The 25,518-nt window shown below is 63.6% G+C and carries 25 protein-coding genes and 1 other RNA gene; 17 read left to right on the top strand and 9 right to left on the bottom strand.

Going from position 1 to position 25,518, the window contains the following annotated elements; translation table 11 throughout:
- Window positions 1-5: 5 nt before the first annotated feature.
- Both ASC86_RS06295 and ASC86_RS06290 read right to left on the bottom strand, forming a co-directional pair.
- A complete protein-coding gene (locus ASC86_RS06295) occupies window positions 6-1,214 on the bottom strand; it encodes a PQQ-dependent sugar dehydrogenase (RefSeq protein ID WP_056317598.1) in 1,209 nt (402 codons plus the stop codon).
- Window positions 1,215-1,381: 167 nt separating this feature from the next.
- Window positions 1,382-3,007: an MFS transporter gene (locus ASC86_RS06290; protein ID WP_056317593.1), complete on the bottom strand. Its 1,626-nt coding sequence runs from the start codon at window positions 3,005-3,007 to the stop codon at window positions 1,382-1,384.
- A 245-nt stretch (window positions 3,008-3,252) separates the two neighbouring features.
- Between ASC86_RS06290 and rimP the strand changes: the two genes are divergently transcribed.
- The 9 genes from rimP (at window position 3,253) to ASC86_RS06250 (ending at window position 14,212) form a co-directional block, all read left to right on the top strand.
- A complete protein-coding gene (rimP, locus tag ASC86_RS06285) occupies window positions 3,253-3,885 on the top strand; it encodes a ribosome maturation factor RimP (protein WP_056317590.1) in 633 nt (210 codons plus the stop codon).
- 57 nt (window positions 3,886-3,942) lie between these two features.
- Window positions 3,943-5,553: a transcription termination factor NusA gene (gene nusA / locus ASC86_RS06280; RefSeq protein ID WP_056317587.1), complete on the top strand. Its 1,611-nt coding sequence runs from the start codon at window positions 3,943-3,945 to the stop codon at window positions 5,551-5,553.
- Window positions 5,554-5,574: 21 nt separating this feature from the next.
- On the top strand, window positions 5,575-6,255 hold the full coding sequence (locus tag ASC86_RS06275; protein ID WP_056317585.1) for an RNA-binding protein: 681 nt from the start codon (window positions 5,575-5,577) through the stop codon (window positions 6,253-6,255).
- A gap of 101 nt (window positions 6,256-6,356) precedes the next feature.
- Window positions 6,357-9,053 (top strand): translation initiation factor IF-2, encoded by a 2,697-nt coding sequence (infB, locus tag ASC86_RS06270; protein ID WP_056317582.1) that lies wholly within the window; start codon window positions 6,357-6,359, stop codon window positions 9,051-9,053.
- A 208-nt stretch (window positions 9,054-9,261) separates the two neighbouring features.
- Entirely contained in the window at window positions 9,262-10,833 is a 1,572-nt protein-coding gene (ccoG, locus tag ASC86_RS06265; RefSeq protein ID WP_056317579.1) for a cytochrome c oxidase accessory protein CcoG, read from the top strand.
- On the top strand, window positions 10,830-11,327 hold the full coding sequence (locus ASC86_RS06260) for a FixH family protein (protein ID WP_056317576.1): 498 nt from the start codon (window positions 10,830-10,832) through the stop codon (window positions 11,325-11,327). The genes ccoG and ASC86_RS06260 overlap by 4 nt, the downstream gene beginning before the upstream one ends.
- Complete coding sequence (locus tag ASC86_RS06255) at window positions 11,324-13,567, top strand: cation-translocating P-type ATPase (protein ID WP_056317573.1); 2,244 nt, start codon at window positions 11,324-11,326, stop codon at window positions 13,565-13,567. The genes ASC86_RS06260 and ASC86_RS06255 overlap by 4 nt, the downstream gene beginning before the upstream one ends.
- Window positions 13,564-13,740, top strand: coding sequence for a cbb3-type cytochrome oxidase assembly protein CcoS (ccoS, locus tag ASC86_RS24950; protein WP_082509890.1), 177 nt, complete (start codon window positions 13,564-13,566; stop codon window positions 13,738-13,740). The genes ASC86_RS06255 and ccoS overlap by 4 nt, the downstream gene beginning before the upstream one ends.
- The gene (locus ASC86_RS06250; protein ID WP_056317570.1) at window positions 13,721-14,212 is read left to right on the top strand and encodes a hemerythrin domain-containing protein; all 492 of its coding nucleotides are present in this window, start codon (window positions 13,721-13,723) and stop codon (window positions 14,210-14,212) included. Before ccoS ends, ASC86_RS06250 begins: the two co-directional genes overlap by 20 nt.
- On the opposite strand, the gene ASC86_RS06245 is transcribed toward ASC86_RS06250, so the two are convergent.
- The 3 genes from ASC86_RS06245 to ASC86_RS06235 form a co-directional block, all read right to left on the bottom strand.
- Complete coding sequence (locus ASC86_RS06245) at window positions 14,193-14,921, bottom strand: Crp/Fnr family transcriptional regulator (protein ID WP_056317566.1); 729 nt, start codon at window positions 14,919-14,921, stop codon at window positions 14,193-14,195. The two genes, ASC86_RS06250 and ASC86_RS06245, sit on opposite strands and share 20 nt — an antisense overlap.
- A gap of 199 nt (window positions 14,922-15,120) precedes the next feature.
- Window positions 15,121-15,387, bottom strand: a complete 267-nt coding sequence (locus ASC86_RS06240; protein ID WP_056318359.1) for a BON domain-containing protein — start codon at window positions 15,385-15,387, stop codon at window positions 15,121-15,123.
- Window positions 15,388-15,446: 59 nt separating this feature from the next.
- On the bottom strand, window positions 15,447-15,704 hold the full coding sequence (locus tag ASC86_RS06235; RefSeq protein WP_156386911.1) for a DUF982 domain-containing protein: 258 nt from the start codon (window positions 15,702-15,704) through the stop codon (window positions 15,447-15,449).
- Window positions 15,705-15,890: 186 nt separating this feature from the next.
- On the opposite strand from ASC86_RS06235, the gene ASC86_RS06230 reads away from it, so the two are divergent.
- Entirely contained in the window at window positions 15,891-16,835 is a 945-nt protein-coding gene (locus ASC86_RS06230; protein WP_056317564.1) for an AEC family transporter, read from the top strand.
- A 60-nt stretch (window positions 16,836-16,895) separates the two neighbouring features.
- Here the strand turns inward: ASC86_RS06230 and ASC86_RS06225 are convergent, their stop codons facing one another.
- Window positions 16,896-17,522 carry a cytochrome c family protein gene (locus tag ASC86_RS06225; protein WP_056317561.1) on the bottom strand — a complete coding sequence of 209 codons (627 nt, stop codon included), beginning with the start codon at window positions 17,520-17,522 and terminating at the stop codon, window positions 16,896-16,898.
- A 156-nt stretch (window positions 17,523-17,678) separates the two neighbouring features.
- Between ASC86_RS06225 and ASC86_RS06220 the strand changes: the two genes are divergently transcribed.
- From ASC86_RS06220 to ASC86_RS06210, 3 genes are all read left to right on the top strand, one after another.
- Window positions 17,679-18,431, top strand: coding sequence for a 3-deoxy-manno-octulosonate cytidylyltransferase (locus ASC86_RS06220; protein WP_056317558.1), 753 nt, complete (start codon window positions 17,679-17,681; stop codon window positions 18,429-18,431).
- A 4-nt stretch (window positions 18,432-18,435) separates the two neighbouring features.
- Window positions 18,436-19,290, top strand: coding sequence for a prephenate dehydratase (locus ASC86_RS06215; RefSeq protein ID WP_056317557.1), 855 nt, complete (start codon window positions 18,436-18,438; stop codon window positions 19,288-19,290).
- Between the two features lie 214 nt (window positions 19,291-19,504).
- Window positions 19,505-20,569: a porin gene (locus tag ASC86_RS06210; protein WP_056317554.1), complete on the top strand. Its 1,065-nt coding sequence runs from the start codon at window positions 19,505-19,507 to the stop codon at window positions 20,567-20,569.
- Window positions 20,570-20,624: 55 nt separating this feature from the next.
- On the opposite strand, the gene nudC is transcribed toward ASC86_RS06210, so the two are convergent.
- Window positions 20,625-21,593 (bottom strand): NAD(+) diphosphatase, encoded by a 969-nt coding sequence (gene nudC / locus ASC86_RS06205; protein ID WP_056317552.1) that lies wholly within the window; start codon window positions 21,591-21,593, stop codon window positions 20,625-20,627.
- Window positions 21,593-21,997, bottom strand: coding sequence for an HIT family protein (locus ASC86_RS06200; RefSeq protein WP_056317549.1), 405 nt, complete (start codon window positions 21,995-21,997; stop codon window positions 21,593-21,595). The genes nudC and ASC86_RS06200 overlap by 1 nt, the downstream gene beginning before the upstream one ends.
- Before the next feature lie 104 nt (window positions 21,998-22,101).
- Here ASC86_RS06200 and ffs point away from each other — a divergent pair.
- From ffs to ASC86_RS06190, 3 genes are all read left to right on the top strand, one after another.
- An RNA gene (ffs, locus tag ASC86_RS24945) (signal recognition particle sRNA small type) lies at window positions 22,102-22,199 on the top strand.
- Between the two features lie 70 nt (window positions 22,200-22,269).
- Entirely contained in the window at window positions 22,270-24,159 is a 1,890-nt protein-coding gene (locus ASC86_RS06195; RefSeq protein ID WP_056317546.1) for a DNA polymerase III subunit gamma/tau, read from the top strand.
- Between the two features lie 33 nt (window positions 24,160-24,192).
- Window positions 24,193-24,516, top strand: coding sequence for a YbaB/EbfC family nucleoid-associated protein (locus tag ASC86_RS06190; RefSeq protein WP_056317543.1), 324 nt, complete (start codon window positions 24,193-24,195; stop codon window positions 24,514-24,516).
- Between the two features lie 53 nt (window positions 24,517-24,569).
- Here ASC86_RS06190 and ASC86_RS06185 read toward each other — a convergent pair whose 3' ends face one another.
- Window positions 24,570-25,019 carry a DoxX family protein gene (locus ASC86_RS06185; RefSeq protein WP_056317539.1) on the bottom strand — a complete coding sequence of 150 codons (450 nt, stop codon included), beginning with the start codon at window positions 25,017-25,019 and terminating at the stop codon, window positions 24,570-24,572.
- Between the two features lie 179 nt (window positions 25,020-25,198).
- On the opposite strand from ASC86_RS06185, the gene ASC86_RS06180 reads away from it, so the two are divergent.
- Window positions 25,199-25,480: a SelT/SelW/SelH family protein gene (locus ASC86_RS06180; protein WP_056317536.1), complete on the top strand. Its 282-nt coding sequence runs from the start codon at window positions 25,199-25,201 to the stop codon at window positions 25,478-25,480.
- Window positions 25,481-25,518: the final 38 nt, after the last annotated feature.

Below are 25,518 nucleotides of genomic sequence, written 5' to 3'. Positions count from 1 at the left end.
CGCTCTCAGCTTTTGCTCAGCCTGACGATGGTCGAGCTGTCTCCATCCTCCGTCACGGCATAGACGGCGCCATCCGGCCCGACCTTGACGTCGCGAACGCGGGCATTGAGCGGCACGTGCTCCTCGAATTTCACCCGGTCGTCCTCCATGTGCAGCACGACGACGCCCTGCGCCACCAGCCCGCCGATCAGAATGGCATCCTTCCATTCCGGAATGGCATCGCCGTTATAGAACGCCATGCCCGAAGGCCCGATCACGGGGTCCCAATAATAAACCGGCTGCTCCATGCCTTCGGCGGCGGTGACGCCGTCGCCGATCGGCCTGCCGCTGTAATCGATGCCGTAGGTGATCACCGGCCAGCCGTAATTCTTGCCGGCTTCAGGCCGGTTCAGCTCGTCACCGCCTTTCGGCCCATGCTCCACCGTCCAGAGCCGCCCTTTTCCGTCGATGGCGGCTGCCTGCATGTTGCGATGGCCGTAGCTCCAGATTTCCGGCTGGGCGTCCTTTTTGCCGACAAAGGGATTGTCGGCCGGTGCCTTGCCATTGGCATCGATGCGGAAAACCTTGCCGAAGCCGCTCGACAAATCCTGCGCATGGACGCGGGTCTTGCGGTCGGAACGTTCGCCGACAGTCACATAGAGCATGTTGTCCGGTCCGAAGGCGAGGCGGGAGCCAAAATGCTTGGAGTTGGAATAGCTCGGCATCTGCCGGAAGATCACCTTGGTCTCTCCGAGCGAAGCCCCGTCCTCGTCTTCCACCAATCTGGCTGAGGCGACCGACGTGCCGTTGCCATCTTGGCGCGGCTCCGAGAAGGAGAAATAGATCAGGCGGGATTGCTCGAAATCCGGGGCCAGCGCCACATCCAGCAACCCACCCTGACCAGCTGAAACCACCTCGGGAATGCCCTCCACCTCCTTCATCCCGCCGCGTTTTGCCGCGACGATATGGATCGCGCCGTCCTTGGCCGTCACCAGCATGCGCCCGTCGGGCAGGAACTCCATCGCCCAGAGATGCGGCAGGCCCGTGGCGATAACGTCCGCTTTGATCGCAACGGCCTTGACCGGCTGCGGTGCGCGGGTCTGGCCTTCGAAGGCGGGCGTCTGTCCCTTGCCGTTCGGCGCCCGCGTTTCGACGGGTTCGCCAGCCGATTGTGAAAAGGCAGGACCGGCGAGCGCCAGCGAAAGAGCGGTCAACAAAAGAGGGGATGCGCGCATGGGAAGGCTCCTGTCTACGAAGGGGCGTTGGCCGTCAACGCAACCGACCACCTTTCGTTGCAGGTAGGCCGATCAACATCGAATCAACAAGAGTTTATTGCCGCATTGGTGGCCGAGGACCGATCGCCCTTCAGCTCCGGCCGTCCTGAGTTGAAGGGCGGTTGGTCCTAGTGGTGCAGGTCCACCTGCTGCTTATAGCGTTCGTAGTCGTAGGGAACGATGGTCTGGCGCTCGATCATCCGGTGGACGCGCGGTGCGGCGCTACCCCGGTGCAGCGCAGCAATCTCGTCGCCGATGGCGGCATCCGCCTGCGTTCGGCGCTGGTTGTGGCGCACATATTCCACCCAGGTCGGCACGTGATAGGTCTCGGTCCAGACGGTCGGGTTTTCAAGGTCGCGCATCAGGCCCCATTGCCCGGCCCCGTCGCGGATGCGGATGCGCCGGCGTTCGGCCATGGCGGTCAGGAATTTCGGCACGTCCTCGTCGGCGATCTCGTAGTCGATCATGATGACGATCGGCCCGCTGCGCGGCTTGAGGTCGAGTTGCAGCAGCGGCTCGGAAAAGCGGTTGAGCGGATCGAGGTTCAGCGCCTTGAATTCCGGCAGGATCAGGTAGAAGCCGATGGCCGCGCCGACGACCATCAGCGAGGCGGAACAGAGCAGCGCGAATTCCGCCCCGTAGGATTCCGCCGTCACGCCCCACAGCCAGCTGCCCGCCGCCATGCCGCCGAAAGTGGTCGTCTGATAGAGCGACAGCGCCCGTCCCACCACCCAGCGCGGCGTGGAAAGCTGCACCGTCGTATTGAACAGCGACAGCGCCAGCACCCAGCCGGCGCCGGCGCCGAGCAGCGCGATGCTGGTGATCAGGCTGCTGGTGCTGACCGCCGTGACGATGCTGGAAACGGCAAAGGCGGCAAAGGCGAGCCGCACGATCATTTCGCTCGACATGCGCTCGCGCAGCCGCGCGCTCAGCAGCGCCCCGCCGATTGCGCCAAACCCGAAGGCGCCGAGCAGGATGCCGTAGGTCAGCGGGCCGCCGGCGACGAGATCGCGGGCCACCAGCGGCAAAAGCGCCAGGATGGCGCTGGCCGAGAGACCGAAGACGAAGCTCCTGAGCATCACCTTCAGGATGTTCGGCGACATCGCGACATAGCGCAGGCCGGCGGAGATCGCCCGTCCCAGCGATTCCCGCGGCAATGTCGGCAGCGCCTCGTCGCGCCGCCAGCGGACCAGCGCGAAGATCAGCGCCAGATAACTGAAGGCATTGACCGCGAAGGCGGCGGCGGCACCGGCGGCTGCGACGATCGCACCGCCGATCGCCGGACCCACGCTGCGGGTCATGTTGAAGCCCATGCTGTTCAGCGCCACCGCACTCGGCAGGTCGTCGCGCGGCACCATGTCGCCGACGGAGGCCTGCCAGGAGGGGTTGTTGAGCGCCGTGCCGCAGCCGATCAGGAAGGTGAAAAGCAGCAGTGTCCACGGCGTCAAAAGCTCGAACCAGGCAACCACCGTCAGGCCGATCGAGACGACGAGCATGAAGCTCTGCGCCGTCAGCATGATGCGGCGTCGGTCGAAATTATCGGCGAGCGCGCCCGAGACCAGCGAAAACAGCATGATCGGCAGCGTGGTGGAGGCCTGCACCAGCGCCACCATGTCGGCGGAGGAGGAGAGCGAGGTCATCAGCCACGCCGCACCGACGGCCTGTACCAGTCCGCCGAAATTCGAGGCAAGGCTGGCGATCCAGATCGTGCGGAATGTTTCGTGCCGGAACGGCGCGAGCGGCGATGGCGACACGGCGAGGCCCCTTTCTCATGTCTTTGCGCGAACATAGAACAGGCACCATCCGAGGCAACCATGTTTTGCGTTTTGGCGTGAGGTCATTTCTCGCCATCCGGCGGCTCTCGTGCCTGTCTTTGACGCATACCTTGCAATTGCGGACAATGAAGCGTATATGACGCTCAAATTCTTGATCGGTTGATGAAGAGTGGGCCCGTCAGGACCCGCTCTTTTTTATTACCGATGACACGGGAGAGCATCGTTTGTCCGACACCACGCCGGCCGCATTTGAACAGGAGCCGCGTCTCGTCACCGAGACCGGCATCGACCAGCGCGTCGCCGAAATCATCGAACCCGTCCTCGTGCCCATGGGCTACCAGCTGGTGCGCGTGCGCCTGTCGTCGCAGAACGGCGCGACGCTGCAGATCATGGCCGAGCGCACCGACGGCACCATGACGGTCGAGGATTGCGAAGCCATTTCGACGGCGATCTCGCCGGTCCTCGACGTGGAAGACCCGATCGACAAGCAGTATCATTTGGAAGTGTCGTCGCCGGGCATCGACCGGCCGATGGTGCGCAAGTCCGATTTCAGCCGCTGGGCCGGCCATCTGGTCAAGGTGGAAACTTCGGTTATCGTCGAGAACCGCAAGCGGTTCCGCGGCAAGATCACCGGCACCGACGACGAAGGCTTCACCATCGAGCGCGACCAGCCGGCCTATGGCGAAGAGCCCACCGTCAAGATCCCGTTCACGGCCCTTGCCGAAGCACGGCTGATCCTGACGGACGACCTCATCCGCGACGCATTGACGGCCGACAAGAAGGCCAAGGCTGCCCAGGCCGCAGAAGGCGTGGCAGCCAACGAAAACTTCGAAGACGAAGATTCGCCGATCAACTGAGCTTAAGAGCGCGGACGCCTTCAGAACGAGGCCCGCCTATCAGACGGAGATTTTAAAATGGCAGTGAGTGCTAACCGGCTCGAACTTCTGCAGATCGCGGATGCCGTCGCGCGCGAAAAGGTCATCGACCGCGAAATCGTTCTGGCCGCCATGGCCGACGCGATCCAGAAGGCCGCCCGCTCGCGCTACGGTTCGGAAAGCAACATCCGCGCCGACATCAATTCCAAGACCGGCGAAATCCGCCTGCAGCGCCTTCTCGAAGTGGTCGAGCACGCCGAGGACTACTCGACGCAGATCCCGCTCGAACTGGCCCGCGACCGCAACCCGGATGCCAAGCTTGGCGATTTCATCGCCGATCCGCTGCCGCCGATGGATTTCGGCCGCATCGCCGCCCAGTCGGCCAAGCAGGTCATCGTCCAGAAGGTTCGCGAAGCCGAACGTGACCGCCAGTTCGACGAGTTCAAGGATCGCATCGGCGAAATCGTCAACGGCACGGTCAAGCGCGTCGAATACGGCAACGTCATCGTCGATCTCGGCCGTGGCGAAGGCATCATCCGCCGCGACGAAATGATCCCGCGCGAAAACATGCGCTATGGCGATCGCGTCCGCGCCTACGTCTACGATGTCCGTCGCGAACAGCGCGGCCCGCAGATTTTCTTGTCGCGTACCCATCCGCAGTTCATGGTGAAGCTGTTCACCATGGAAGTGCCGGAAATCTACGACGGCATCATCCAGATCCGCTCGGTTGCCCGCGATCCGGGTTCGCGCGCCAAGATCGCCGTCATCTCGAACGACAGCTCGATCGATCCGGTCGGCGCCTGCGTCGGTATGCGCGGTTCGCGCGTTCAGGCCGTTGTCGGCGAGCTGCAGGGCGAAAAGATCGACATCATTCCGTGGTCCCAGGACCCGGCGTCGTTCATCGTCAACGCGCTGCAGCCGGCTGAAGTCGCCAAGGTCGTTCTCGACGAGGATGCGGAACGCATCGAAGTGGTCGTTCCGGACGAGCAGCTGTCGCTCGCCATCGGTCGCCGCGGCCAGAACGTTCGCCTGGCCTCGCAGCTCACCGGCTGGGATATCGACATCATGACGGAAGCCGAGGAATCGGAACGCCGTCAGAAGGAATTCAACGAACGCACCGCTCTCTTCATGGAAGCGCTCGACGTCGACGAGATGGTCGGCCAGGTTCTGGCTTCGGAAGGCTTCGCGGCCGTCGAAGAGCTTGCCTATGTCGATCTCGACGAAATCGCTTCGATCGACGGCTTCGACGAGGAAACGGCAAACGAACTCCAGACCCGCGCCCGCGAATATCTGGAGAAGATCGAGGCCGAGATGGACGTCAAGCGCAAGGAACTCGGCGTTGCCGACGAACTGCGCTCGATCGACGGCATGACCGGCCAGATGCTGGTTGCGCTCGGCGAAGACGGCATCAAGACCATGGAAGACTTTGCAGGCTGCGCTGCCGACGATCTGGTCGGCTGGTCGGAACGCAAGAACGGCGAGACCAAGCGTTTCGAAGGCCTGTTCTCCAAGTTCGAGGTTTCGCGTACCGAAGCCGAGCGCATGGTTCTGCAGGCGCGTCTCGCTGCCGGCTGGATCACCGAAGAGGATCTCGCCCGCGAAGAGGCTGCTCTTGAAGAAGTTGTCGAAGGCGCCGAGGAAGACGCCTGAGCGGCGTCTTTCTGATCGGTGATGCAGGCAGAGAATAACACCCCCGAGGGGGATGATGACGACGCTCCGGTCAATGGCCGCATGTGCATCGTCACCCGCGAGACAGGCGACCCGGATAATCTTATCCGGTTCGTTGCAGCCCCCGACGGCCGCGTGGTTCCGGATTTGAAGCGAAAGCTTCCCGGCCGCGGCTGCTGGGTGAAGGCCGAGCGTCCGGTTCTGGAAAAGGCGATCGCGCGCAAGCTTTTTGCGCGGGCCTTGAAAGCGGACGTAGTGGCAGGCCCGGAGCTTGCCGACGAGGTGGACCAGCTTTTGTCGGCCCAGCTCTTCGGCATGATGAACATGGCGCGCAAGGCGGCCCAGTTCGTCACCGGGGCTGCGAAAGTGGAGCAGGCCGTGCGCGGTCTGGCTGCAATCGCAACCTTCCATGCGGTGGATGCCGCAGCGGACGGGGTGCGAAAAATAGACCAGGCGCGCAAGGCGATGAGCTTTGTCGCCGAAGACGGACAGGAAATACCCTCGTTCCGCTTCCATACGGAGGCGGAAATGGAGGGGCTTTTGGCAAGTAATGCTTTTATCCATGCCTGCGCGCTTGCAGGGCAGGCGGGTGAAGGTGTAGTGAAGCGCGCAAACATGCTCGAACGATACCGGGGAACCGTCCCTGCCCGAGCCGCTGGCGACGCGCGCCAGACGAGATCATGACGCGGGTCACCGGCCGAGACCGGAGCCATCGCGAACGCAAGTCAATCGAACGACGGGGTCTGGTGATACGCATCCGGCCCTGATCTTAGGAACGGAACGGAATGACCGACAACAACGACGACAAGACATTCGGCAAGAAGACGCTGACCCTGCGCCCCTCGGGCGTCAACCAGGGAACGGTCCGCCAGGACATGGGGCGCGGCCGGACCAAGGCTGTCGTCGTGGAAACCCGCAAACGCCGCCCGCATCGCCCGGAAGATGAAAAGCCGGTGACGCCGATCACCCCGGTCGCGCGTGCGCCCGAGCCGCGTCCGGCTCCCGTCCAGCAGCCGCAGCGCCCGGCCCCGAGCCAGCAGCAGCGGCCCGACAACAATCGTCCGCGCACAGGCGTCGTGCTCAACCAGCTTTCCGCCGGTGAGATCGATGCTCGCCGTCGCGCGCTGGCCGAAGCCCAGATCCGCGACGCCGAGGAAGCCAAGGCTCGTGCCGCTGAAGAAGCGCGCCGCGCCGCCGAGGAAGCCGCTCGCCTGAAGGCCGAGCAGGAAGAGGCCGCTCGCCTCGCCGCCATCGAGGCCGCACGCCCTGCCGCCGAGCGCGAAGCCGAAAAGGCTGCCGCCGAAGCCAAGGCTGCTGCGGAAGCGAAAGCCGCCGAAGACGCAAAGGCCGCTGCCGAGCAGGCCGCTGCCGCACCTGCGGTCGTTGCTCGCCGTAGCGACGCCCCGGCGTCGCGTCCGCAGACAGCCCGTCCCGGCACCGCTGCCCCCGCGCCAGGCCCTGCCGGTCGTGGTCGCGGCGAAGACGACGATGCCCGCCCGAACCGTGGCGGCGCTGCAGCACCGGCGCGTGGCAAGGTCACCCGTCCCGAGCCTGCCAAGGTTCCGGCTCGTCCGAAGGCCGACGACGCCCGTCGCCAGGGCAAGCTGACGCTGACCGCCGCTCTCGACGACGAGGGCAGCTCGCGCGGCCGCTCCATGGCTGCGATGCGTCGCCGCCAGGAGAAGTTCCGCCGCAGCCAGATGCAGGAAACCCGCGAAAAGGTTATGCGCGAAGTGATCCTTCCGGAAACCATTACCATCCAGGAACTGTCGCAGCGCATGTCCGAACGCGCCGTCGATGTCATCAAGTTCCTGATGAAGGAAGGCCAGATGATGAAGCCGGGCGACGTCATCGACGCCGATCTGGCTGAACTGATCGCCGTCGAATTCGGCCACACGGTCAAGCGCGTCTCCGAGTCCGACGTTGAAGAAGGCATCTTCGACGTGAAGGATGACGAAGGCGAAATGCAGCCGCGTCCGCCGATCGTCACGATCATGGGTCACGTCGACCACGGCAAGACCTCGCTTCTGGATGCGATCCGCAAGACCAACGTCGTCTCGGGCGAAGCCGGTGGCATCACCCAGCATATCGGCGCCTATCAGGTCGAGCACAACGGCCACAAGATCACCTTCATCGACACCCCCGGCCACGCCGCCTTCACGGCGATGCGTGCCCGTGGTGCCCAGGCGACAGATATCGCGATCCTCGTGGTTGCCGCTGACGACAGCGTCATGCCGCAGACGATCGAATCCATCAATCACGCCAAGGCTGCCGGCGTTCCGATCATCGTGGCGATCAACAAGATCGACAAGCACGAGGCCGATCCGCAGAAGGTCCGCAACCAGCTGCTCCAGCACGACGTCTTCGTCGAAACCATGGGCGGTGAAGTGCTCGACGTCGAAGTTTCGGCCAAGAACCGCGTCAACCTCGACAAGCTGCTCGAAGCCGTGCTGCTGCAGGCCGAAATCCTCGACCTCAAGGCCGATGCGAGCCGCACCGCCGAAGGTACGGTCATCGAGGCCCAGCTCGATCGCGGCCGCGGTGCCGTCGCAACCGTGCTGATCCAGAAGGGCACGCTGAAGCCCGGCCAGATCATCGTTGCCGGCGATCAGTGGGGCCGCGTTCGCGCCCTCGTCAACGACCGTGGCGAACACGTCAAGGAAGCCGGTCCGTCCATGCCGGTCGAGGTTCTCGGCCTGTCGGGCACGCCTGCTGCCGGTGACCGCTTCGCCGTCGTCGAAAACGAAAGCCGCGCCCGCGAAGTCTCCGAATATCGCCAGCGTCTGGCCCGCGATAAGGCCGTAGCCCGTGCAACGGGCCAGCGCGGCTCGCTCGAGCAGATGATGAGCCAGCTGCAGAACACCGGTCTCAAGGAGTTCCCGCTGGTCATCAAGGGCGACGTGCAGGGCTCGATCGAAGCCATTGCCGGCGCGCTCGAAAAGCTTGGCAACGACGAGGTGCGTGCCCGCATCGTTCATTCGGGCGCCGGTGCGATCACCGAGTCGGATATCTCGCTTGCCGAGGCATCCGATGCCGCGATCATCGGCTTCAACGTCCGCGCCAACGCCCAGGCCCGCACGGCCGCCGAGCGTGGTGGTATCGAGATCCGCTACTACAACATCATCTACGATCTGGTGGATGACGTGAAGTCGGCGATGTCGGGCCTGCTTTCGCCGGAACGTCGCGAAACCTTCCTCGGCAATGCCGAAATCCTGGAGGTGTTCAACATCACCAAGGTCGGCAAGGTTGCAGGTTGCCGCGTGGTCGAGGGCAAGGTCGAACGCGGTGCCGGCGTGCGCCTCATCCGCGACAACGTCGTCATCCACGAAGGCAAGCTCAAGACCCTCAAGCGCTTCAAGGACGAAGTCTCGGAAGTACCGGTCGGCCAGGAATGCGGCATGGCCTTCGAAAACTACGAAGACATCCGCGCCGGAGACACCATCGAGTGCTTCCGCGTCGAGCACATCACCCGCACGCTGTAATCCGGCACGGGTTCAAGGATACGAAAATGGCGGCTTTCGGGCCGCCATTTTTTTGTGTCCAGCTTCCCCGCTGGGGTCGCGTCGACGCATCTTCCATTTGATCCGGATCAAGGCGAGCCATCACCGCCGATGCGATGGTGAGCGAAACCGGGGAGGTGGAACGGCACGATCGCGCCGCCTCTCCGAAGACGCCGTCTGGAGAATGCGGATGCTCGACGAGAGAGAAGCCACGCCGAAGGTGGAAACGCTGGATGCGGTTGCCGTCAATTCGGCCAAGACCCGCCAGCCGCTTTATGCTGCGCGCAAGAAGGTGTTTCCCAAGCGTGCCTCCGGCAATTTCCGCCGCTTCAAATGGATCGTCATGGGGATCACGCTGGCGATCTACTATCTGACGCCTTGGCTGCGCTTCGATCGCGGACCCTATGCGCCGGATCAGGCCGTGCTGGTCGATCTTGCCAATCGCCGCTTCTATTTCTTCTTCATCGAGATATGGCCGCAGGAATTCATCTTCGTCGCCGGCCTGCTGGTCATGGCCGGCATCGGCCTGTTTCTCGTCACCTCGGTCGTCGGCCGCGCCTGGTGCGGCTACACCTGTCCGCAGACGGTGTGGGTCGATCTCTTCCTCGTTGTCGAGCGCTGGGTGGAGGGCGACCGCAACGCCCGCATGAAGCTCGATGCCGCCCCGATGAGCGTGCGCAAGTTCTGGCTCAGAAGCGTCAAGCATTCGATCTGGCTGGTGATCGCGGTTGCGACCGGCGGCGCCTGGATTTTCTATTTCGCAGATGCGCCGACGCTTTTGCGCGAGGTCGTGACCGGCGAGGCCGCCCCCGTCGCCTATATCACCATCGCCGTGCTGACGGCCACGACCTATACCTTCGGCGGGCTGATGCGCGAGCAGGTCTGCACCTATATGTGCCCTTGGCCGCGCATCCAGGCCGTGATGCTGGACGAGACCTCGCTTACCGTCACCTATAACGACTGGCGCGGCGAACCCCGCAGCCGGCACCAGAAGAAGGCGGCCGCCGCCGGAACGCCGGCGGGCGATTGCGTCGATTGCAACGCCTGCGTCGCCGTCTGCCCCATGGGCATCGATATCCGCGACGGCCAGCAGTTGGAATGCATCACCTGCGCGCTGTGCATCGATGCCTGCGACGGCGTGATGGACAAGCTCGGCCGGGAGCGCGGCCTGATCTCCTATGCCACCCTCAACGATTACAACGCCAATATGGCCATCGCGACCGCCGGCGGCACCCGGCCGATCACGCCGTCGCTGGTGCGGACATCGAGCGGCGGGCTTTCCCCGGCGCTCTCCCACGTGAAGCTGAAGACGGTCTTCAAGCCGCGCACCCTGCTTTATGCCGGCCTCTGGGCGTTGATGGGCGTCGGCCTTCTCGTCGGGCTGGCAACGCGCGACCGCATGGAAATCAACGTGCTGAGGGATCGCAATCCGCAATATGTGCTGCTGTCGGATGGTTCGATCCGCAACGGCTATACGGTCAAGCTGCTCAACATGCGGCCGGAGCCGCGGGCGTTCACACTGCGCATGGAAGGCCTGCCCAATGCCACGATGACGGCGACAGGGCTCGAAACCGCTGATGATGGCACCCTCGTCGTGCCGGTCGAGCCCGACCGGCTGCGCACCATCAAACTCTTCGTGCGCCAGCCGTCGGCAGATGCGGCGCCCGGCGCCGTCAGCTTCGATTTCATCGCCGAAGACCGCGGCAGCGCTGAGCGAAGCACCTACCGCGCCAGCTTTGAAACGCCGGAGACAAAGAAATGAAAACCGCAGCCTCCCGTCCCCGCGAATTCACCGGCCGGCATATGCTTGCCATCCTCGTCGCCTTCTTCGGCACGGTCATCGCCGTCAACATGGTGATGTTCAGCTTCGCCAAATCCAGCTGGACCGGCCTTGTCGTCGAAAACTCCTATGTGGCGAGCCAGCATTTCAACGAAGGGCTGGCCGCCGCGCGCAAACAGGAGGCCTTGGGCTGGAGCATGGATTTCGCCATCGCCGACGGTCGTTTCCGCTACCGGCTGACGGATAAGACGGGCAAGCCGGTGGCCGTGCGCTCGGCATCCGCCATCTTCCGCCACCCCGCCTATCAGGGGGCCGACTGGACGACGACGCTGACGCCCGCTGCAGATGGTCTGCTCACCTCCGCGGATACCCCGCGTGACGGTATCTGGTCGGTCGAGATCAACGCGGATGCCGGTCTCGACACGCCCTATCGCAGCACCATGCGCATCACCATTCACGATGGAGTCTTCAAATGAGCTGCTGCGCTCCCGGAACCGAAGGCGGGCTCGATGCCACCCGGCTGCCGGGCATCGACGAACTGAGGCTCGAAAGCCGCGCCCTCGGCAACGGCCTGATGCAGACGGAGCTTTCCGTGCCCGCCATCCATTGCGGCGCCTGCATCACCCTGATCGAAAGGGAGCTTGGCAGCCTGGACAATGTCGAGAGCGCCCGCGTCAATCTCTCGAGCCGCCGCGTCACCGTCTGCTGGAAGGACGACGGTGCCCCGCAATTCGTCGAGAAACTGTCCGGGCTCGGCTATCCCGCCCATCTCTTCGACACCGAGGCGGCCGAAAGCGACAAGACCCGCAGCGAGCTGATGCGCGCCATCGCCGTCTCCGGCTTTGCTGCCGGCAATATCATGCTGCTGTCGGTCTCCGTCTGGTCGGGAGCCGATGGCGCGACGCGCGATCTCTTCCATTGGCTTTCGGCGCTCATCGCCCTGCCGGCCCTGCTGTTTGCCGGCCGCATCTATTTCCGTTCCGCCTGGAATGCGCTGAAGCACGGCCGCATGAACATGGATGTGCCGATTGCGCTCGGCGTCTCGCTCGCCTTCGGCATGAGCCTCTACGAAACCCTGCATCATGGCGAGCATGCCTATTTCGATGCGTCCGTCTCGCTGCTGTTCTTCCTGCTGATCGGCCGCACGCTGGATCACGTCATGCGCGACCGCGCCCGTGCCGCCGTGAAAGGGCTCGTCCGGCTGTCACCGAAAGGCGCCGTCGTGCTGCGCGAGGACGGCAGCCGCAACTATCTGCCGCTTGGCGAAATCACGGTCGGCATGCAGCTTCTCGTCGCCGCCGGCGAGCGCGTTCCGGTCGATGGCATCGTGGTCGATGGCCTGTCGGACATGGATTGCTCCCTCGTCAACGGCGAATCCGCACCGCAGCCGACAAACAAGGGCGACGCCGTCCGCGCCGGTACGCTGAACCTCACGGGACCGCTCACCATCCGCGTTACGGCGGTCGCCCGTGAATCCTTTCTCGCCGAAATCGTCCGCTTGATGGAAGCCGCCGAGAGCGGCCGTGGCACCTATCGCCGCATCGCAGACCGCGCCTCCGCGCTCTATTCGCCGGTCGTGCACCTGACTGCGCTTCTCACCTGCATCGGCTGGCTCTTCGTCTCCGGCGACTGGCATAGGGCGATCACCATCGCCATCGCCGTGCTGATCATCACCTGCCCCTGCGCGCTCGGCCTTGCCGTGCCGATCGTCCAGGTCGTCGCCGCCCGCCGCCTGTTCGAAAACGGCATCATGGTCAAGGACGGCTCGGCGATGGAGCGGCTGGCCGAGATCGACACCGCCGTCTTCGACAAGACCGGCACGCTCACCGCCGGTCACCCCGTCGCCACATCGATCTTCAGTGAAAGCCCCCGCGCGCTCGAGATCGCCTCCGCGCTCGCCGCCCTGTCGCGCCACCCGAGCGCGCGGGCGATCGTCGATGCCTATCCGGCATCCACACTGCCGTTCGAAGAGGTGAGGGAACATCCCGGCCTCGGTATTTCGGCACAGCTCGGCGGCAAGCGCTACCGCCTCGGCCGCGCCTGCTGGGCGCTGCGCGACCCGGAAACGGCCGCTGGTGCCGCCACCGTGCTCGGCGTCGAGGGAGCTTGCGGCGCCGGCTTCTCCTTCACCGACCGGCTGCGTGCCGACGCACCGCAGGTCATCGCCACCCTGCGTTCAGCCGGCATTGCCATCGAAATGCTCTCGGGCGACCGCACCGCCGCCGTAACCGAAACCGCAAAAGCCCTCGGCATCGATCATTGGCAGGCAGAAGTGCTGCCCGGCGACAAGGTCGGCCGGCTGAACGAACTGGCACTGGAGGGGCATTCCGTCCTGATGGTGGGCGACGGCCTCAACGATGCGCCTGCCCTTGCCGCCGCCCATGTCTCGATGGCGCCGGCCAGCGCCGCCGATATCGGCCGCAATGCCGCCGATTTCGTCTTCCTGCGCGAAAGCCTGTCGGCCGTACCGCTGGCGCTGTCGGTCTCGCGCGAGGCCGGCAAGCTGATCCGGCAGAATTTCGCACTGGCGATCGGCTACAATGCGCTGGCCGTCCCGGTCGCGATCCTCGGCTATGTCACGCCGCTGGTCGCCGCCATCGCCATGTCGGTGTCCTCGATCCTCGTCATCGCCAATGCCCTTCGGCTGCGAGCACCCACGCTGCAGCCGGAAAAAGGCGAGGGCAGGGCTCCCGCGCTGGAGGTCGCCGCGCCATGACCATGCTGCTGTTTCTTATTCCCGTTGCGCTTTTCCTCGGCGGCCTCGGCCTCGTCGCCTTCCTCTGGGCGCTGAAAAGCGGCCAGTACGAAGACCTCGACGGCGCCGCCGAGCGAATCTTCATCGAAAACGACGAAAACCCGGAGACGGCCCATGCACGCCCGCGCCGCTGAAACACAATCCTTCGCGCCCCTGTCGGAGATCTGGGGCGAACAACTGGCGCTCTGCGACGCGCTGGAGCATATGGCGGATGCGCTGCCGGCCGGCCTCGACAAACTCCATTGCCTGCGTCTTGCCCGCACGATCCCGGCGGTCGTCGATCGCGCCCACAAGCTGGAAGAACTGTTGCTGTTTCCTCTGCTGCAGGACCGCGCCGCCGCGTCCCCGGCGCTGGCAGCCGTCATCGACCGCCTGCGCTACGAGCATCTGGAAGACGACGCCTATGCCGAAGAACTTTACGATGCGCTGAGCGCCCGCGGCTGGGGCCACCCGAAACCGTCGGCGGAAACGCTCGGCTACATGCTGCGCACTTTCTTTGCCGCCATGCGCCGGCATATCTGGTTCGACAGGGATGTGCTGATGCCACTGCTGCTCGCAGGCTCGGGCGAGGAGGCCTTTGTAGACCTCAGCCGCAGCGCGCCTTGAGCCGGGCAAGGTCCGGCACGACGATGTGCCGGTTGGCGACGATGGTGATCACGCCGGCCGTCCTGAGCTTGGTCATCTGCCGCGATACGGTCTCGATCGTCAGCCCGAGGAAATCGGCGATATCGGCGCGCGACAGCGGCAGGTCGAATTCTACCGCCGCCTCGTCTACGGTTTCGCCAAGAGGGTCGATATGGGTGGCGATGAGGTGGAGGAAGCTTGCCACCTTCTCCGCCGCGGTCTTGCGGCCGAGCGTCACCATCCAGCCGCGGGCTTCGTCGAGTTCGCGCAGCGTCTGTTCCATCAGCCGGCGCTCAAGCTTGGGGTTGTCGGCAACCATCTGCTCCAGCGCGGCGCGCGGAACCCGGCAAAGCTCGACATCCGAGGCCGCCTCGACGGAGACATCGTTAGTCTGTCCATAAATGCGGCCAACGAAATCCGGCGCGAATTGCAGGCCGACGACCTGCTGGCGACCGTCTTCCAGCACCTTGGTCAGCTTCAACACGCCGCGCATCACGTTGGCATAGGAGGTGATCGGCGTGTCTTCGCTGGAAAGCTGCGCGCCGGCATCGTGGCGCACCTGCCGCGTGTGGCGGGCAAGCGTCACCAGCTCTTCGGTGCTCAAGGCGCCGCACATACCCTTGTGACGGATTTCGCAGCTTTGACAGAGATTGGGGGTCTTCGAATTGTGGATGTCCAAGCGTGTCGTCATCGGCTGCCGGCCCCCATGCCGCTTCGGTCTGCGCTGCGCCCCGCAACGCCAGCTTCCAGAGCATTTCCCTGCAGGTTCGAACGCAAGACAGCCTCGCACCTCCGCTGGACATGCTTCTAAATAGACTTTTCCATGATGTCGGGGAATATCGCAAGTTGCGACAAAACCACCCACCGCGCGTCCTTGCCGCGGCTGCGCGTCAATGGGTCAGCACTTCCAGCCGGTTTTCGATCAGATGCACGCCGATCACGGACGCTGCCGCATCCTCCACGCAGCCGATCTCCGCCTCGCAGGACACGGTGCCGCTCAGCACCACCATCCGCCCGAGGGCCATAACCGAGAGGCCGGACGTGTCGATCAGCGTCGAATAGCGGATATAGCGCAGCACCTTGCCGGCCAGCGCCTCGCCCTCCAGATCGGACCTGTCGTCGCTATGGGCGTAAAAGGGCGGTCGTTCCGTGGTCATGTGCGTTTCCTTCTGAAAAGGGAACGCCATCTCCTCTCGAATGTTCCGCTTTTAAACCGTCAAAAGCGCGGTTGATCGACGTGGATGAAAGCCTCGACCGCTGCGGCGATGAAATCCTGCCGCGCATAGTCCACCGGCTGCTCGCCGCAAAGCACGTGGCGGCACATGCGGATGGCCGCCTTGTAGGCGGTGCCGTCATGAACCGGCCATTGGTCGAGCAGGCATTCTGCCGCCTCGCGCGTGTTTCGAACGACCCGGTATTTTCCAATCCCGCCCAGTTCCAGGACGACGGGTTCCTGCCACCATTTCTCGTTCACGGGCTTGCCTTTCGAAGAGGCTGGTTTTCGCATGCTAAATCTTACATGCGAGGCTTGCGCCGGCATGACTTTCAAAGGGCTCTCTAATGTGCGCGGCAAAATCGGCGTGGCTGCGATTTGCCGTTGCCTGAGGGCTTTAGGGGGCCATAAAAGTGAAAACCGCTTCCCTCCCAGGGCCATCCTCCCATGTCCGAAATCTTCTTGAATGTCGTCCCGATCTTCCTCCTGATCCTGATCGGCTGGCTGGTCGTGCGGCTCGGCTATCTCAAGGCGACGGTGGGCGATGGCCTCAGCGATTTCGTCTTCCGCGTCGCCGTTCCCGTGCTTCTCTTTCGCACGATCGCCGAGGCCGAATTCAGCGGCAGCTCGCCCTGGCTGCTCTGGGTCGCCTATTTCTCCGGCGTCGCCGTCACCTGGACGCTCGGCCATCTCGCCGCGACGGTGATTTTCGGACGCGACCCGCGCATCGGCGTATTGTCGGGCGTCTCCTCCGCTTTCGCCAACAATGTTTTCATCGGCCTGCCGCTGGTCTCGCGCAATGTCGGCGAAAGCGGCCTCGTGGCGCTGTCCATCCTGCTTTCGGTGCACCTTCCGGTGATGATGATCGCCGGCACGGTGCTGATGGAGCGCGCCGAGCGCCAGACCAGCGGCAAGCCCGCCCAGAGCCCGGCGCGGCTTCTGCGCGGCATCCTGCGCAATCTGGTGCGCAATCCGCTGGTGATCGGCCTTGCGTGCGGCGCGCTGTTTCATCTCATCGGCACGCCGCTCGGTGGCCCGGTGAAGATCGTCGTCGATCAGGTCGCCGCTGTTGCCGCGCCCGCAGCCCTGATTTCGATCGGTATGGCGCTCGATAAATACGGCCTCTCCGGCAATCTCGGGCTTGCCTCGGTCACGACGGGCCTGAAGCTCATCGTGCTGCCGGCCAGCGTCTTCACCGCTTGCCACCTGCTGGGCCTCGATCGGGATTGGACGGCGGCGCTCGTGCTCACCTCATCGGTGCCGACCGGCGTCAATGCCTGGCTGATCGCCAATCACTTCAATGTCGGCCATGGCCTTGCCTCTTCCACCATCACGCTGACGACGGCGCTCGGCGTCGTCTCGGTTTCGGCCTGGACGCTGCTTCTGGTGTAAGCGGAAAAGAAAAAGCCCGGCGCAGCGGCCGGGCTTTGTTTGTGCAGAACGCTGTTTGGTTCAGTTGGCCGGAGCGGGCTTGGCCTCGCCTTCGGTCGCTGCCGGCTGTGCCTCGCCTGCGGCCGGAGCGGCTGCTGCCGATGCGTCCGGAAGCGGCGACGGGCTGTCGGACTGCTGGCGCAGCCATGCGATCAGGTTGGCGCGCTCGTCCGGCTTCTTGACGCCGGCAAAGCCCATGGCGGTACCGGGAACGTGCTTCTTCGGCGCCTCGACGAAGAAGCTCAGGTGATCGTAGGTCCAGGTCTTGTTGGCTTCGGCGAAGGTCTTCATGCCGGCCGAGTAGCTGAAACCTTCATGCGATGCGATCGGCCGGTCGACGACGCCCCAAAGGTTCGGACCGACCTTGTTCGGTCCGCCCTTTTCGGCGGTGTGACAGCTTGCGCATTTCTTGAAGACGGTTTCGCCCGCACTTGCATCGGCGCTCGCCAGCAGCGGCTTGATATCGACTTCGGCTTCCGCCTGGGCGCCCCCGCCCGCCTCCGACGTACCTTCTTCGGCGACGATCGTAAAACCTTCCTTCTCGGGTTTCTCCGAGTGGAAAATGCCCTCCGACGCGATCGAGACGGACATCAGAACAAAGACGGTGCCCAGCAAGGCACCTACGCCCATGTTCACATATGAGTTCATCTGTAAACGCTCCCCTTACAGCCGGCACAAACAAAAAACCGGCCCATCTTGAAATCGCGCGGAACCTATGTCTTTTGGCTCTGTGTTGCAACAGAGATTATCCGCGCAGGTCCGTGACGTTTTGACACTTTTCCTGTGTACTTTGAAGGCCAAAGCATGACCAGCGACAATTTGCATGAAACTCTTGTTCTTATTCCCGCGCGCATGGCCTCGACCCGCCTGCCGGGCAAGCCGCTGGCCGATATTTGCGGCCTGCCGATGATCGTCCAGGTGGCATTGCGCGCGAAGGATGCCGATGTCGGCCGAATCGTTGTCGCCGTCGATCATCAGGAGACGTTCGATGCCGTAACGGCAGCCGGTTTCGAAGCGGTCATGACTCGCGTCGACCATCAGTCCGGCTCCGACCGCATCTATGAAGCCCTTCTGAAGTGCGACCCGGAAGGCCGTGCCAAGATCGTCATCAATGTCCAGGGCGACCTGCCGACCATCGAGCCGGAAACCATCCGCGCTGCCCTGAGGCCGCTCGAAGACGAAGCCGTCGATATCGCCACCCTGACGGTCGAAATCGAGGACGAGGAAGAAAAGACCAATCCCAACGTGGTGAAGGTCGTCGGTTCGCCGATCGCGGAGGATCGCCTGCGGGCGCTTTACTTCACCCGCGCCACCGCACCTCACGGCAAGGGTCCGCTCTACCATCATATCGGGCTTTATGCCTATCGCCGCGCCGCGCTTGAAAAATTCGTGGGCCTGTCGCCCTCGACGCTCGAAAAGCGCGAATCGCTGGAGCAGTTGCGGGCGCTTGAGGCCGGCATGCGCATCGATGTCGAGGTCGTTCGTTCCGTGCCGCTCGGCGTCGATACCCCGGCCGATCTCGAAAAGGCCCGGCGCCTGCTTGCCGCGAAAGGCTGACCCCATGATCACCAAGACCAACAGGATCTCCTTCCAGGGCGATTTCGGCGCCAATTCCGACATGGCCTGCCGGGATATGTTCCCGGATATGGAGCCCTTGCCCTGCCAGACCTTCGAGGATGCCTTCCTCGCGGTCGAAAACGGCGAGGCCGATCTGGCGATGATCCCGATCGAAAATACCATCGCCGGCCGTGTCGCCGACATCCATCACCTGCTGCCGGAATCGCGCCTGCACATCGTCGGCGAATATTTCATGCCGATCCGCTTCCAGCTGATGGTGCTGCCGGGCGTCGAGCGCAGTGAGATCCGTACCGTGCACAGCCACATCCATGCGCTCGGCCAGTGCCGCAAGATCGTCCGCGCCAATGGCTGGAAGCCGGTGGTCGCCGGTGATACCGCCGGTGCTGCCAAGCTCGTCTCCGAGATGGGCGACCGCACCATGGCGGCGCTCGCGCCGCGCCTGGCCGCCGATCTCTACGGCCTTGAAATCATTGCAGAGAATGTCGAGGACACCGAGAACAACGTCACGCGCTTCGTCGTGCTCTCGCGCGATCCGCAGGATGTGCGCCGCGGTGCGGAAAAGGACGTGATCGTCACCACTTTCGTCTTCAACGTCCGCAACATCCCGGCCGCCCTCTACAAGGCCCTCGGCGGTTTTGCCACCAACGGCATCAACATGACGAAGCTCGAAAGCTACCAGCTCGGCGGCAAGTTCATCGCCACGCAGTTCTATGCCGATATCGAAGGCCACCCGGAGGACGTCCATGTCCGCCAGGCGCTCGACGAGCTGCGCTATTTCTCCGAAAAGGTAAGGATTCTCGGAACTTACCGGGCGCATCCAATGCGCCTGACGCTTTAGGGCGAGGGGTTGGGCGTGGCGTTTTCGTCACGCTCGGCCACAGTTTGCGCCCTTACCGATCATCGGCAACTTTTCGGGATAGCGCGTTTGCGCCCTGCATGATCTCCTCCCCCCGACGACGCGACTCGGATTCGCCTGGTTCGAATACCCTCCCGAACCGACACGCCGCCGCGGCTTGAATGCTGGTTCCCAGCATGTGACACGGAGATTCCTTATGAATATCAAAGCCCTTCTTGCTGGCTCGGTCGCTGCCTTTGCCACCGCCTCGGCCTCCCATGCTGCCGACGCGGTCGTTGCCGCAGAGCCGGAGCCGATGGAATATGTCCGTGTCTGCGATGCTTTCGGCGCAGGCTTCTTCTATATTCCCGGCAGCGAGACCTGCCTGAAGATCGGCGGCTATGTCCGTTTCGAGATCGGCGCCGGCGATGATCCCTATACCGGCGAAGATATCGGCTGGTCGACCTTCGCCCGCGGCAGCCTGATGTTCGACGCCAAGAACGATACCGAAATCGGCACCGTACGCTCGCTGATCGACCTTCGTTTCGAGTCGGATGGCGATGCCTATATCAACGGCGCCTATATCGAGGCCGCCGGTTTCCGCGCCGGCCATGCCGATTCGCGCTTCGATACCTGGCTGAATTCGGCCGGCAATATCATCAACGACGACGTCATCGACTATACCGGCGACCGCACCGATCAGTTGAGCTACGTCTATGACGCCGGCAACGGCTTCAGCGCCCTGATCGGCCTCGAACGGGGCGCCGGTAGCTATACGGTCGATACCGTGCCGACGGAAACCACCGTCTACTACAATGAGGGCGACTGGCCGATGCCCATCGCTGGCGCGAAATACGAGCAGGATTGGGGTGGCATCGCCGCAGTCGGTGGCTACGACACATTCGCCGACAGTTTTGCCGGCAAGGTTCGCCTCGATGTCGTCTTCAACGATGTCTTTTCCGCCTGGGTCATGGGCGGTTATCAGTCGGATTGGGATAACCACAAAGGCCCGCAGGACACACGTCGCCGCAACTATTTCGGCGCCTGGAACGGCGATTGGGCCGCATGGGGCGGCTTTGCCGCCAAGGTCACCGAGAAGGCCACGATCAACGCCCAGGCCGCTTATGAAGAGGACGGCACCTTCGCCAGTGCGCTCAATGTCGTCTACATGGTCACCGACGGCCTGATGCTGATGCCGGAACTGGATTACACCGATTTCGGCGGCGAGCGCGGCGATGGCGATGCCTTCGGCGCCACCATCCGTCTCCAGCGCAGCTTCTGATCTGCATCCAATAAGAAAAACCGGCGCCCTTGGGCGCCGGTTTTTCTTTGTCTGCTCAGCGCGGCCAGTCGAGCCAGTCGCGCATCAACTGGTGGGCGATCGCGCCCTTCGGCGGCGGGCCGCGCTCGCCGCTCTGGATACCGGTGTTGCGTTCCAGCATGGCTGCGGTCTCCTCGCGGGTAAACCAGCGGCAATCCTCCAGCTCCTGTTCGTCGCGGTGGATGTCACGGCTTTTCGCCTCGGCAAAGCAGCCGATCATCAGCGTGTGCGGCAGCGGCCAGGGCTGCGAGGCATGATAGCGCACGCGACCGACGCGGATGCCCGATTCCTCATGTGTTTCCCGGCGCACCGCATTTTCGAGTGTTTCGCCCGGCTCGAGGAAGCCGGCAAGGCACGAATACATGCCTTCGGGAAAATGCGGGCTGCGGCCGAGCAGGCAGAGATCACGCTCGATATCGATCGTCAGCATGATCACCACCGGGTCGGTGCGCGGAAAGAACAAATGGCCGCAGGCGGTGCAGACGCGCTTGTAGCCGCCGGCCTGCATTTCGGTAGGGCTGCCGCATTTGCCGCAGAAGCGGTTATTGGCATTCCATGTCAGCAGGCTGGAGGCCTGGGCGAACTGGCCAAGCAACTCGTCAGTCAGCATCTGCTGGCGGTAGAGCGTGCGCCCGTCGGCAAGCTTGAAGGGTTCCGGCAGGGTTTCTTCGGTCAACCCGATCGGCACGGCAAGCCTTGGTTCGCCGTTCGGCAGGAAGCCGAGCAGGATGGTGTCATCCAGTTCCGGCTGCAGGCCGGAGAGCTCGTAAGGCGCAAACAGGGGATCGATGATCTTCTCGTCGTGTTTCACCACCAGCCGGTTGCCGGAAAAGGCAAAGACATGGGCGCCCTCGGCCTTGAAGGCCTTTTCGACGCAGTCGTCGGTGCGGTGCTCCGACTGGCGGTCGAGATGGTTTTCGGCAAAGGCGTTGAGCGTGCTGGGTTCGGGATGCGGGCTGTGCAGGTCGAAGATGGATGTGGTCATCAGAGATTTTCCAGAATGCGGGCTGCGAATGCCTTGCGCTCGTCGTCGCTCCAGGGCTCGGCCGTGCCGAAGCCCCAGACGGGACCCGGCCAGTTGGCGTCGCCTTCGCTGCGGGCGATAATGTGGACATGAAGCTGGCGCACGATATTGCCGAGTGCGCCGATATTGATCTTGGTCGCGCCCGTCACTTTTTTCAATGCTTCAGCCACGGTATTGGTCTCGAAGGTCAGCATCGCCTGATCGAGCGGCGTCAGCTCGAAGACTTCGGAGATGCCGTCGCGCTGCGGTATCAGCACCAGCCACGGCCAGCGGCGGTCGTTCATGACGCGTAGCTGGCAAAGGCCGAGCGTGGCGACGAGCAGGCCGTCGCGGTTCAGGCGTTCATCGATATCAAAGGCAGGCAAGGGCGTCTCCGGGCATCAGCGATTTATCGTTGTTTTGCACATCGATAGCAGTTTTTTGAAGGCTTGGCTTGCTTTTGCTGACGATATTGCCGATATGAAAGCCGGGAGGTTGGTGGTGGACGAGCCACTCGCCAACCGGGTCAGGTCCGGAAGGAAGCAGCCCTAACGAGCCCCGGCACGGGTCATCGTGCCAGCCTCCCACCTTTCCGCAGCCTTCTCTCCTTGGGGAGAAGGCCGCCGACCGGCCCTATATCGGGGAAATATAAAGGGCGATGAGCGAAGACACTTCCCCCTCTCAGCAGGAAAAGCCGGCCGCCTACCGCGTGCTGGCGCGAAAATACCGCCCGAAGGATTTCTCCGACCTGATGGTCGGCCAGGAGCCGATGGTGCGCACGCTCACCAACGCCTTCGAGACCGGCCGCATTGCGCAAGCCTATATGCTGACCGGCGTGCGCGGGGTCGGCAAGACGACCACCGCCCGCATCCTCGCCCGCGCGCTGAACTACAAGACGGCTGAGATCGACAAGCCGACCATCGACCTGCGTATCCCCGGCGAGCATTGCCAGGCGATCATGGAAGGCCGCCATGTCGACGTGATCGAGATGGACGCCGCCTCCCATACCGGCATCGACGATATCCGGGAGATCATCGAGCAGGTGCGCTACCGCCCCGTCTCGGCGCGCTACAAGGTCTATATCATCGACGAAGTGCACATGCTCTCGACCCAGGCCTTCAACGGCCTGTTGAAGACGCTCGAAGAGCCGCCGGAGCATGTGAAGTTCATCTTCGCCACCACCGAAATCCGCAAGGTTCCGATCACGGTGCTGTCGCGCTGCCAGCGCTTCGACCTGCGCCGCATCGCCGCCACCGATCTCGTCGGCCTGTTCACCACCATTCTCGGCAAGGAAGGCGTCGAGGGCGAGCCGGATGCGCTCGCCATGATCGCCCGCGCCGCCGAAGGCTCCGCCCGTGACGGCCTGTCATTGCTCGATCAGGCAATCGCCCATGGCGCCGGCCGGGTCGAGGTCGAGGCCGTGCGCTCCATGCTCGGCCTTGCCGACCGCGCCCGCATCGTCGATCTCTTCCATCATATCGTGAAGGGCGATGTCGCAGCGACCCTGGATGAATTCGCCCGCCAGTACGAAGCCGGCGCCAGCCCCTCCGTGGTGCTGACCGACCTTGCCGATTTCACCCATCTCGTCACCAAGCTCAAATATGTGCCGGATGCTGCCAACGACCAGTCGCTGAGCGAGATCGAGCGCACCCGCGGCGTCGAGTTCGCCTCCGGCATCGCCGTGACCACGCTGTCGCGCATCTGGCAGATGCTGCTGAAGGGCATTCCGGAAACGGAAAGCTCCTCGCGCCCTGCCGGTGCCGCCGAAATGGTGCTGATCCGTCTCGCCCACGCCGCCCATCTGCCGGCTCCGGAAGATGCCGCCCGTCGTTTGCTCGAATTGTCGGGTAGTGACGTCGGTCGCACGCCAGCAGTCAATGGCGGCGGTGGTGGCAATGCGCCCCAGTCCTTTCAGGGGTCGAGCACTCAGGCGCGCGGCATCGACGCGCCGCCCGCACAGCGCGCCACCGGAAATGGCGCAACCATGCTGCGCGCGGTGCCCGACACACCGGCGCCTGCCGCGCAACCCGTCGGCCGCATCGAGGAAAAGCCCGTCGTCGCGCCTGTCGCGAGCGTAGCCGCAAAGGCCCAGCCGAAGGTGCCGGTCAATTCCGTCGCCGATATCGCCGAGCTTTGCGCGAAAAATCGCGATATTCGCCTGAAGACGCTGGTGCGCGGCTTCGTCCGCCTCGTCAATCTCGAACCGGGACGGCTGGAAATCAACCTTCCCGATGACGCGCCGAAGACGTTGGTCGCCGACCTGCAGAAACGGCTGGAGGAATGGACCGACATCCGCTGGATGGTCATCCTCAGCCGTGAGCCCGGCCAGCAGACGCTGCTCGAAGCCGAGCAGCAGGCGCAGGAAAAGCGCCTGAGCGACGCCCGCCAGGACCCCGATGTCGCTGCGATCCTCGCCCGTTTTCCCGGCGCCAAGATCGCCGACGTGCGCATCAAGGGGCCGGACCCGGAAACCGAGGAGCCGCAGGTCGTCGCCGCGGCCGAATCCGAGGAAGGCGACATCCTTCCCGGCGACGATATCGAGCACTAGATAGACGTATTGCACTTTGAAGAGGAAAAACCGATGCGCGACCTCATGGGAATGATGGGCAAGGTCAAGGAAATGCAGGCCAAGATGGAGAAGATGCAGGAGGAAATCTCCGCTCTCGAAGTCGACGGCACCTCCGGCGGCGGTCTCGTGTCCGTCCGCATGGATGGCAAGGGCAACCTCAAGGGCCTGAAGATCGATCCGTCGCTCTTCAAGGAAGACGACGTCGAAATCCTCGAGGACCTGATCGTCGCGGCCCACAAGGACGCCAAGGAAAAGGCCGAAGCCGTCACCGCCGAAAAGACCCGCGCGCTGACCGCCGGCCTGCCGATCCCGCCCGGCATGAAGCTGCCGTTTTAAGCGAAATCATTCGAATGGCGCGTAAACACGCGCCATTCGCATACGAAAGCCGCTCAGACCTGCTTGCCGATCTTCGCATCGACCGACTGCGAATTCGAACCGCGCACGGCAAAAAACAGGAAGATCGCGGCCCAGAGAATGGATTTTTCCGCGCCGCCAAGGCCTTCGCCCTGCACGATGCCGTGGAAATAGACGGTAACGAGCAGCATGATCATCGCCGCGAAAGCCGCCGGCCGTGTGAAGAGCCCGATGGCGACCAGAATGCCGCCGAAAAATTCGGTCGCGGACAAAAGCGGCGACCAGAACACACCCGGATAGAACCCAAGCCCCTCGACCATGCCGACAGCCCCGAAGGGGTTGATGATCTTGCCGTAGCCATGCGTGACCAAAAGCAGGCCGGCCACCACGCGCAGCACGGTTTCCGCCGTCGTATCGAACGGTAGATAAAGCCGGGCGAGGCCGGGCAGGATGGGTTGAGGGCGGCTGGAAGAGATGTCGCTCATTGGTTTCCCCGAGGTTGTTGCGATGCAGCATGATGTCACCGCGAATGCGGGCGAGGGCAACCGTCCGGGGTCTAAAACTTGATAAATTAAGTTGACATTATCGTGAGGCCCGTCCGCAGTTGTCGTGAAGGGCAGGGCGGGCTATTGCGAAACACCCTGCAGGAAAGGAACTCCGGGCGATGACCGAAAAGCCCCGCATCAGCATTCTCTATTGCACCCAGTGCAGCTGGCTCCTGCGCGCCGCCTGGATGGCGCAGGAACTGCTTTCGACCTTTTCCGACAGCCTCGGCGAGGTGGCGCTTATTCCGGGTACGGGCGGCAATTTCGAAATCCGCGTCAATGACGAGTTGATCTGGGAGCGCAAGCGCGACGGCGGCTTTCCCGGTCCGAAGGAATTGAAGCAGCGGGTCCGCGACATCATCGAGCCCGAGCGCGATCTCGGCCACACTGACCGGCCCTGATTTGCTGTGATCGTTACCCTTTCCGGCGTCTTCTTCGC

Source organism: Rhizobium sp. Root1212 (assembly GCF_001424985.1).
Lineage (GTDB): Bacteria > Pseudomonadota > Alphaproteobacteria > Rhizobiales > Rhizobiaceae > Pararhizobium.
The sequence above is the reverse complement of the archived record's forward strand: the minus strand, read 5'-3'. Positions and strand labels throughout refer to the sequence as shown.

What these genes read in the sequence shown, in the direction of transcription:
- ASC86_RS06295 (WP_056317598.1), bottom strand. Translation starts at nt 1,214, where the DNA reads ATGCGCGCATCCCCTCTTTTGTTGACCGCTCTTTCGCTGGCGCTCGCC.
- nusA (WP_056317587.1), top strand. Translation starts at nt 3,943, where the DNA reads ATGGCAGTGAGTGCTAACCGGCTCGAACTTCTGCAGATCGCGGATGCC.
- ASC86_RS06275 (WP_056317585.1), top strand. Translation starts at nt 5,575, where the DNA reads ATGCAGGCAGAGAATAACACCCCCGAGGGGGATGATGACGACGCTCCG.
- infB (WP_056317582.1), top strand. Translation starts at nt 6,357, where the DNA reads ATGACCGACAACAACGACGACAAGACATTCGGCAAGAAGACGCTGACC.
- ccoG (WP_056317579.1), top strand. Translation starts at nt 9,262, where the DNA reads ATGCTCGACGAGAGAGAAGCCACGCCGAAGGTGGAAACGCTGGATGCG.
- ASC86_RS06260 (WP_056317576.1), top strand. Translation starts at nt 10,830, where the DNA reads ATGAAAACCGCAGCCTCCCGTCCCCGCGAATTCACCGGCCGGCATATG.
- ASC86_RS06255 (WP_056317573.1), top strand. Translation starts at nt 11,324, where the DNA reads ATGAGCTGCTGCGCTCCCGGAACCGAAGGCGGGCTCGATGCCACCCGG.
- ccoS (WP_082509890.1), top strand. Translation starts at nt 13,564, where the DNA reads ATGACCATGCTGCTGTTTCTTATTCCCGTTGCGCTTTTCCTCGGCGGC.
- ASC86_RS06250 (WP_056317570.1), top strand. Translation starts at nt 13,721, where the DNA reads ATGCACGCCCGCGCCGCTGAAACACAATCCTTCGCGCCCCTGTCGGAG.
- ASC86_RS06245 (WP_056317566.1), bottom strand. Translation starts at nt 14,921, where the DNA reads ATGACGACACGCTTGGACATCCACAATTCGAAGACCCCCAATCTCTGT.
- ASC86_RS06240 (WP_056318359.1), bottom strand. Translation starts at nt 15,387, where the DNA reads ATGACCACGGAACGACCGCCCTTTTACGCCCATAGCGACGACAGGTCC.
- ASC86_RS06230 (WP_056317564.1), top strand. Translation starts at nt 15,891, where the DNA reads ATGTCCGAAATCTTCTTGAATGTCGTCCCGATCTTCCTCCTGATCCTG.
- ASC86_RS06225 (WP_056317561.1), bottom strand. Translation starts at nt 17,522, where the DNA reads ATGAACTCATATGTGAACATGGGCGTAGGTGCCTTGCTGGGCACCGTC.
- ASC86_RS06220 (WP_056317558.1), top strand. Translation starts at nt 17,679, where the DNA reads ATGACCAGCGACAATTTGCATGAAACTCTTGTTCTTATTCCCGCGCGC.
- ASC86_RS06215 (WP_056317557.1), top strand. Translation starts at nt 18,436, where the DNA reads ATGATCACCAAGACCAACAGGATCTCCTTCCAGGGCGATTTCGGCGCC.
- ASC86_RS06210 (WP_056317554.1), top strand. Translation starts at nt 19,505, where the DNA reads ATGAATATCAAAGCCCTTCTTGCTGGCTCGGTCGCTGCCTTTGCCACC.
- nudC (WP_056317552.1), bottom strand. Translation starts at nt 21,593, where the DNA reads ATGACCACATCCATCTTCGACCTGCACAGCCCGCATCCCGAACCCAGC.
- ASC86_RS06195 (WP_056317546.1), top strand. Translation starts at nt 22,270, where the DNA reads ATGAGCGAAGACACTTCCCCCTCTCAGCAGGAAAAGCCGGCCGCCTAC.
- ASC86_RS06190 (WP_056317543.1), top strand. Translation starts at nt 24,193, where the DNA reads ATGCGCGACCTCATGGGAATGATGGGCAAGGTCAAGGAAATGCAGGCC.
- ASC86_RS06185 (WP_056317539.1), bottom strand. Translation starts at nt 25,019, where the DNA reads ATGAGCGACATCTCTTCCAGCCGCCCTCAACCCATCCTGCCCGGCCTC.
- ASC86_RS06180 (WP_056317536.1), top strand. Translation starts at nt 25,199, where the DNA reads ATGACCGAAAAGCCCCGCATCAGCATTCTCTATTGCACCCAGTGCAGC.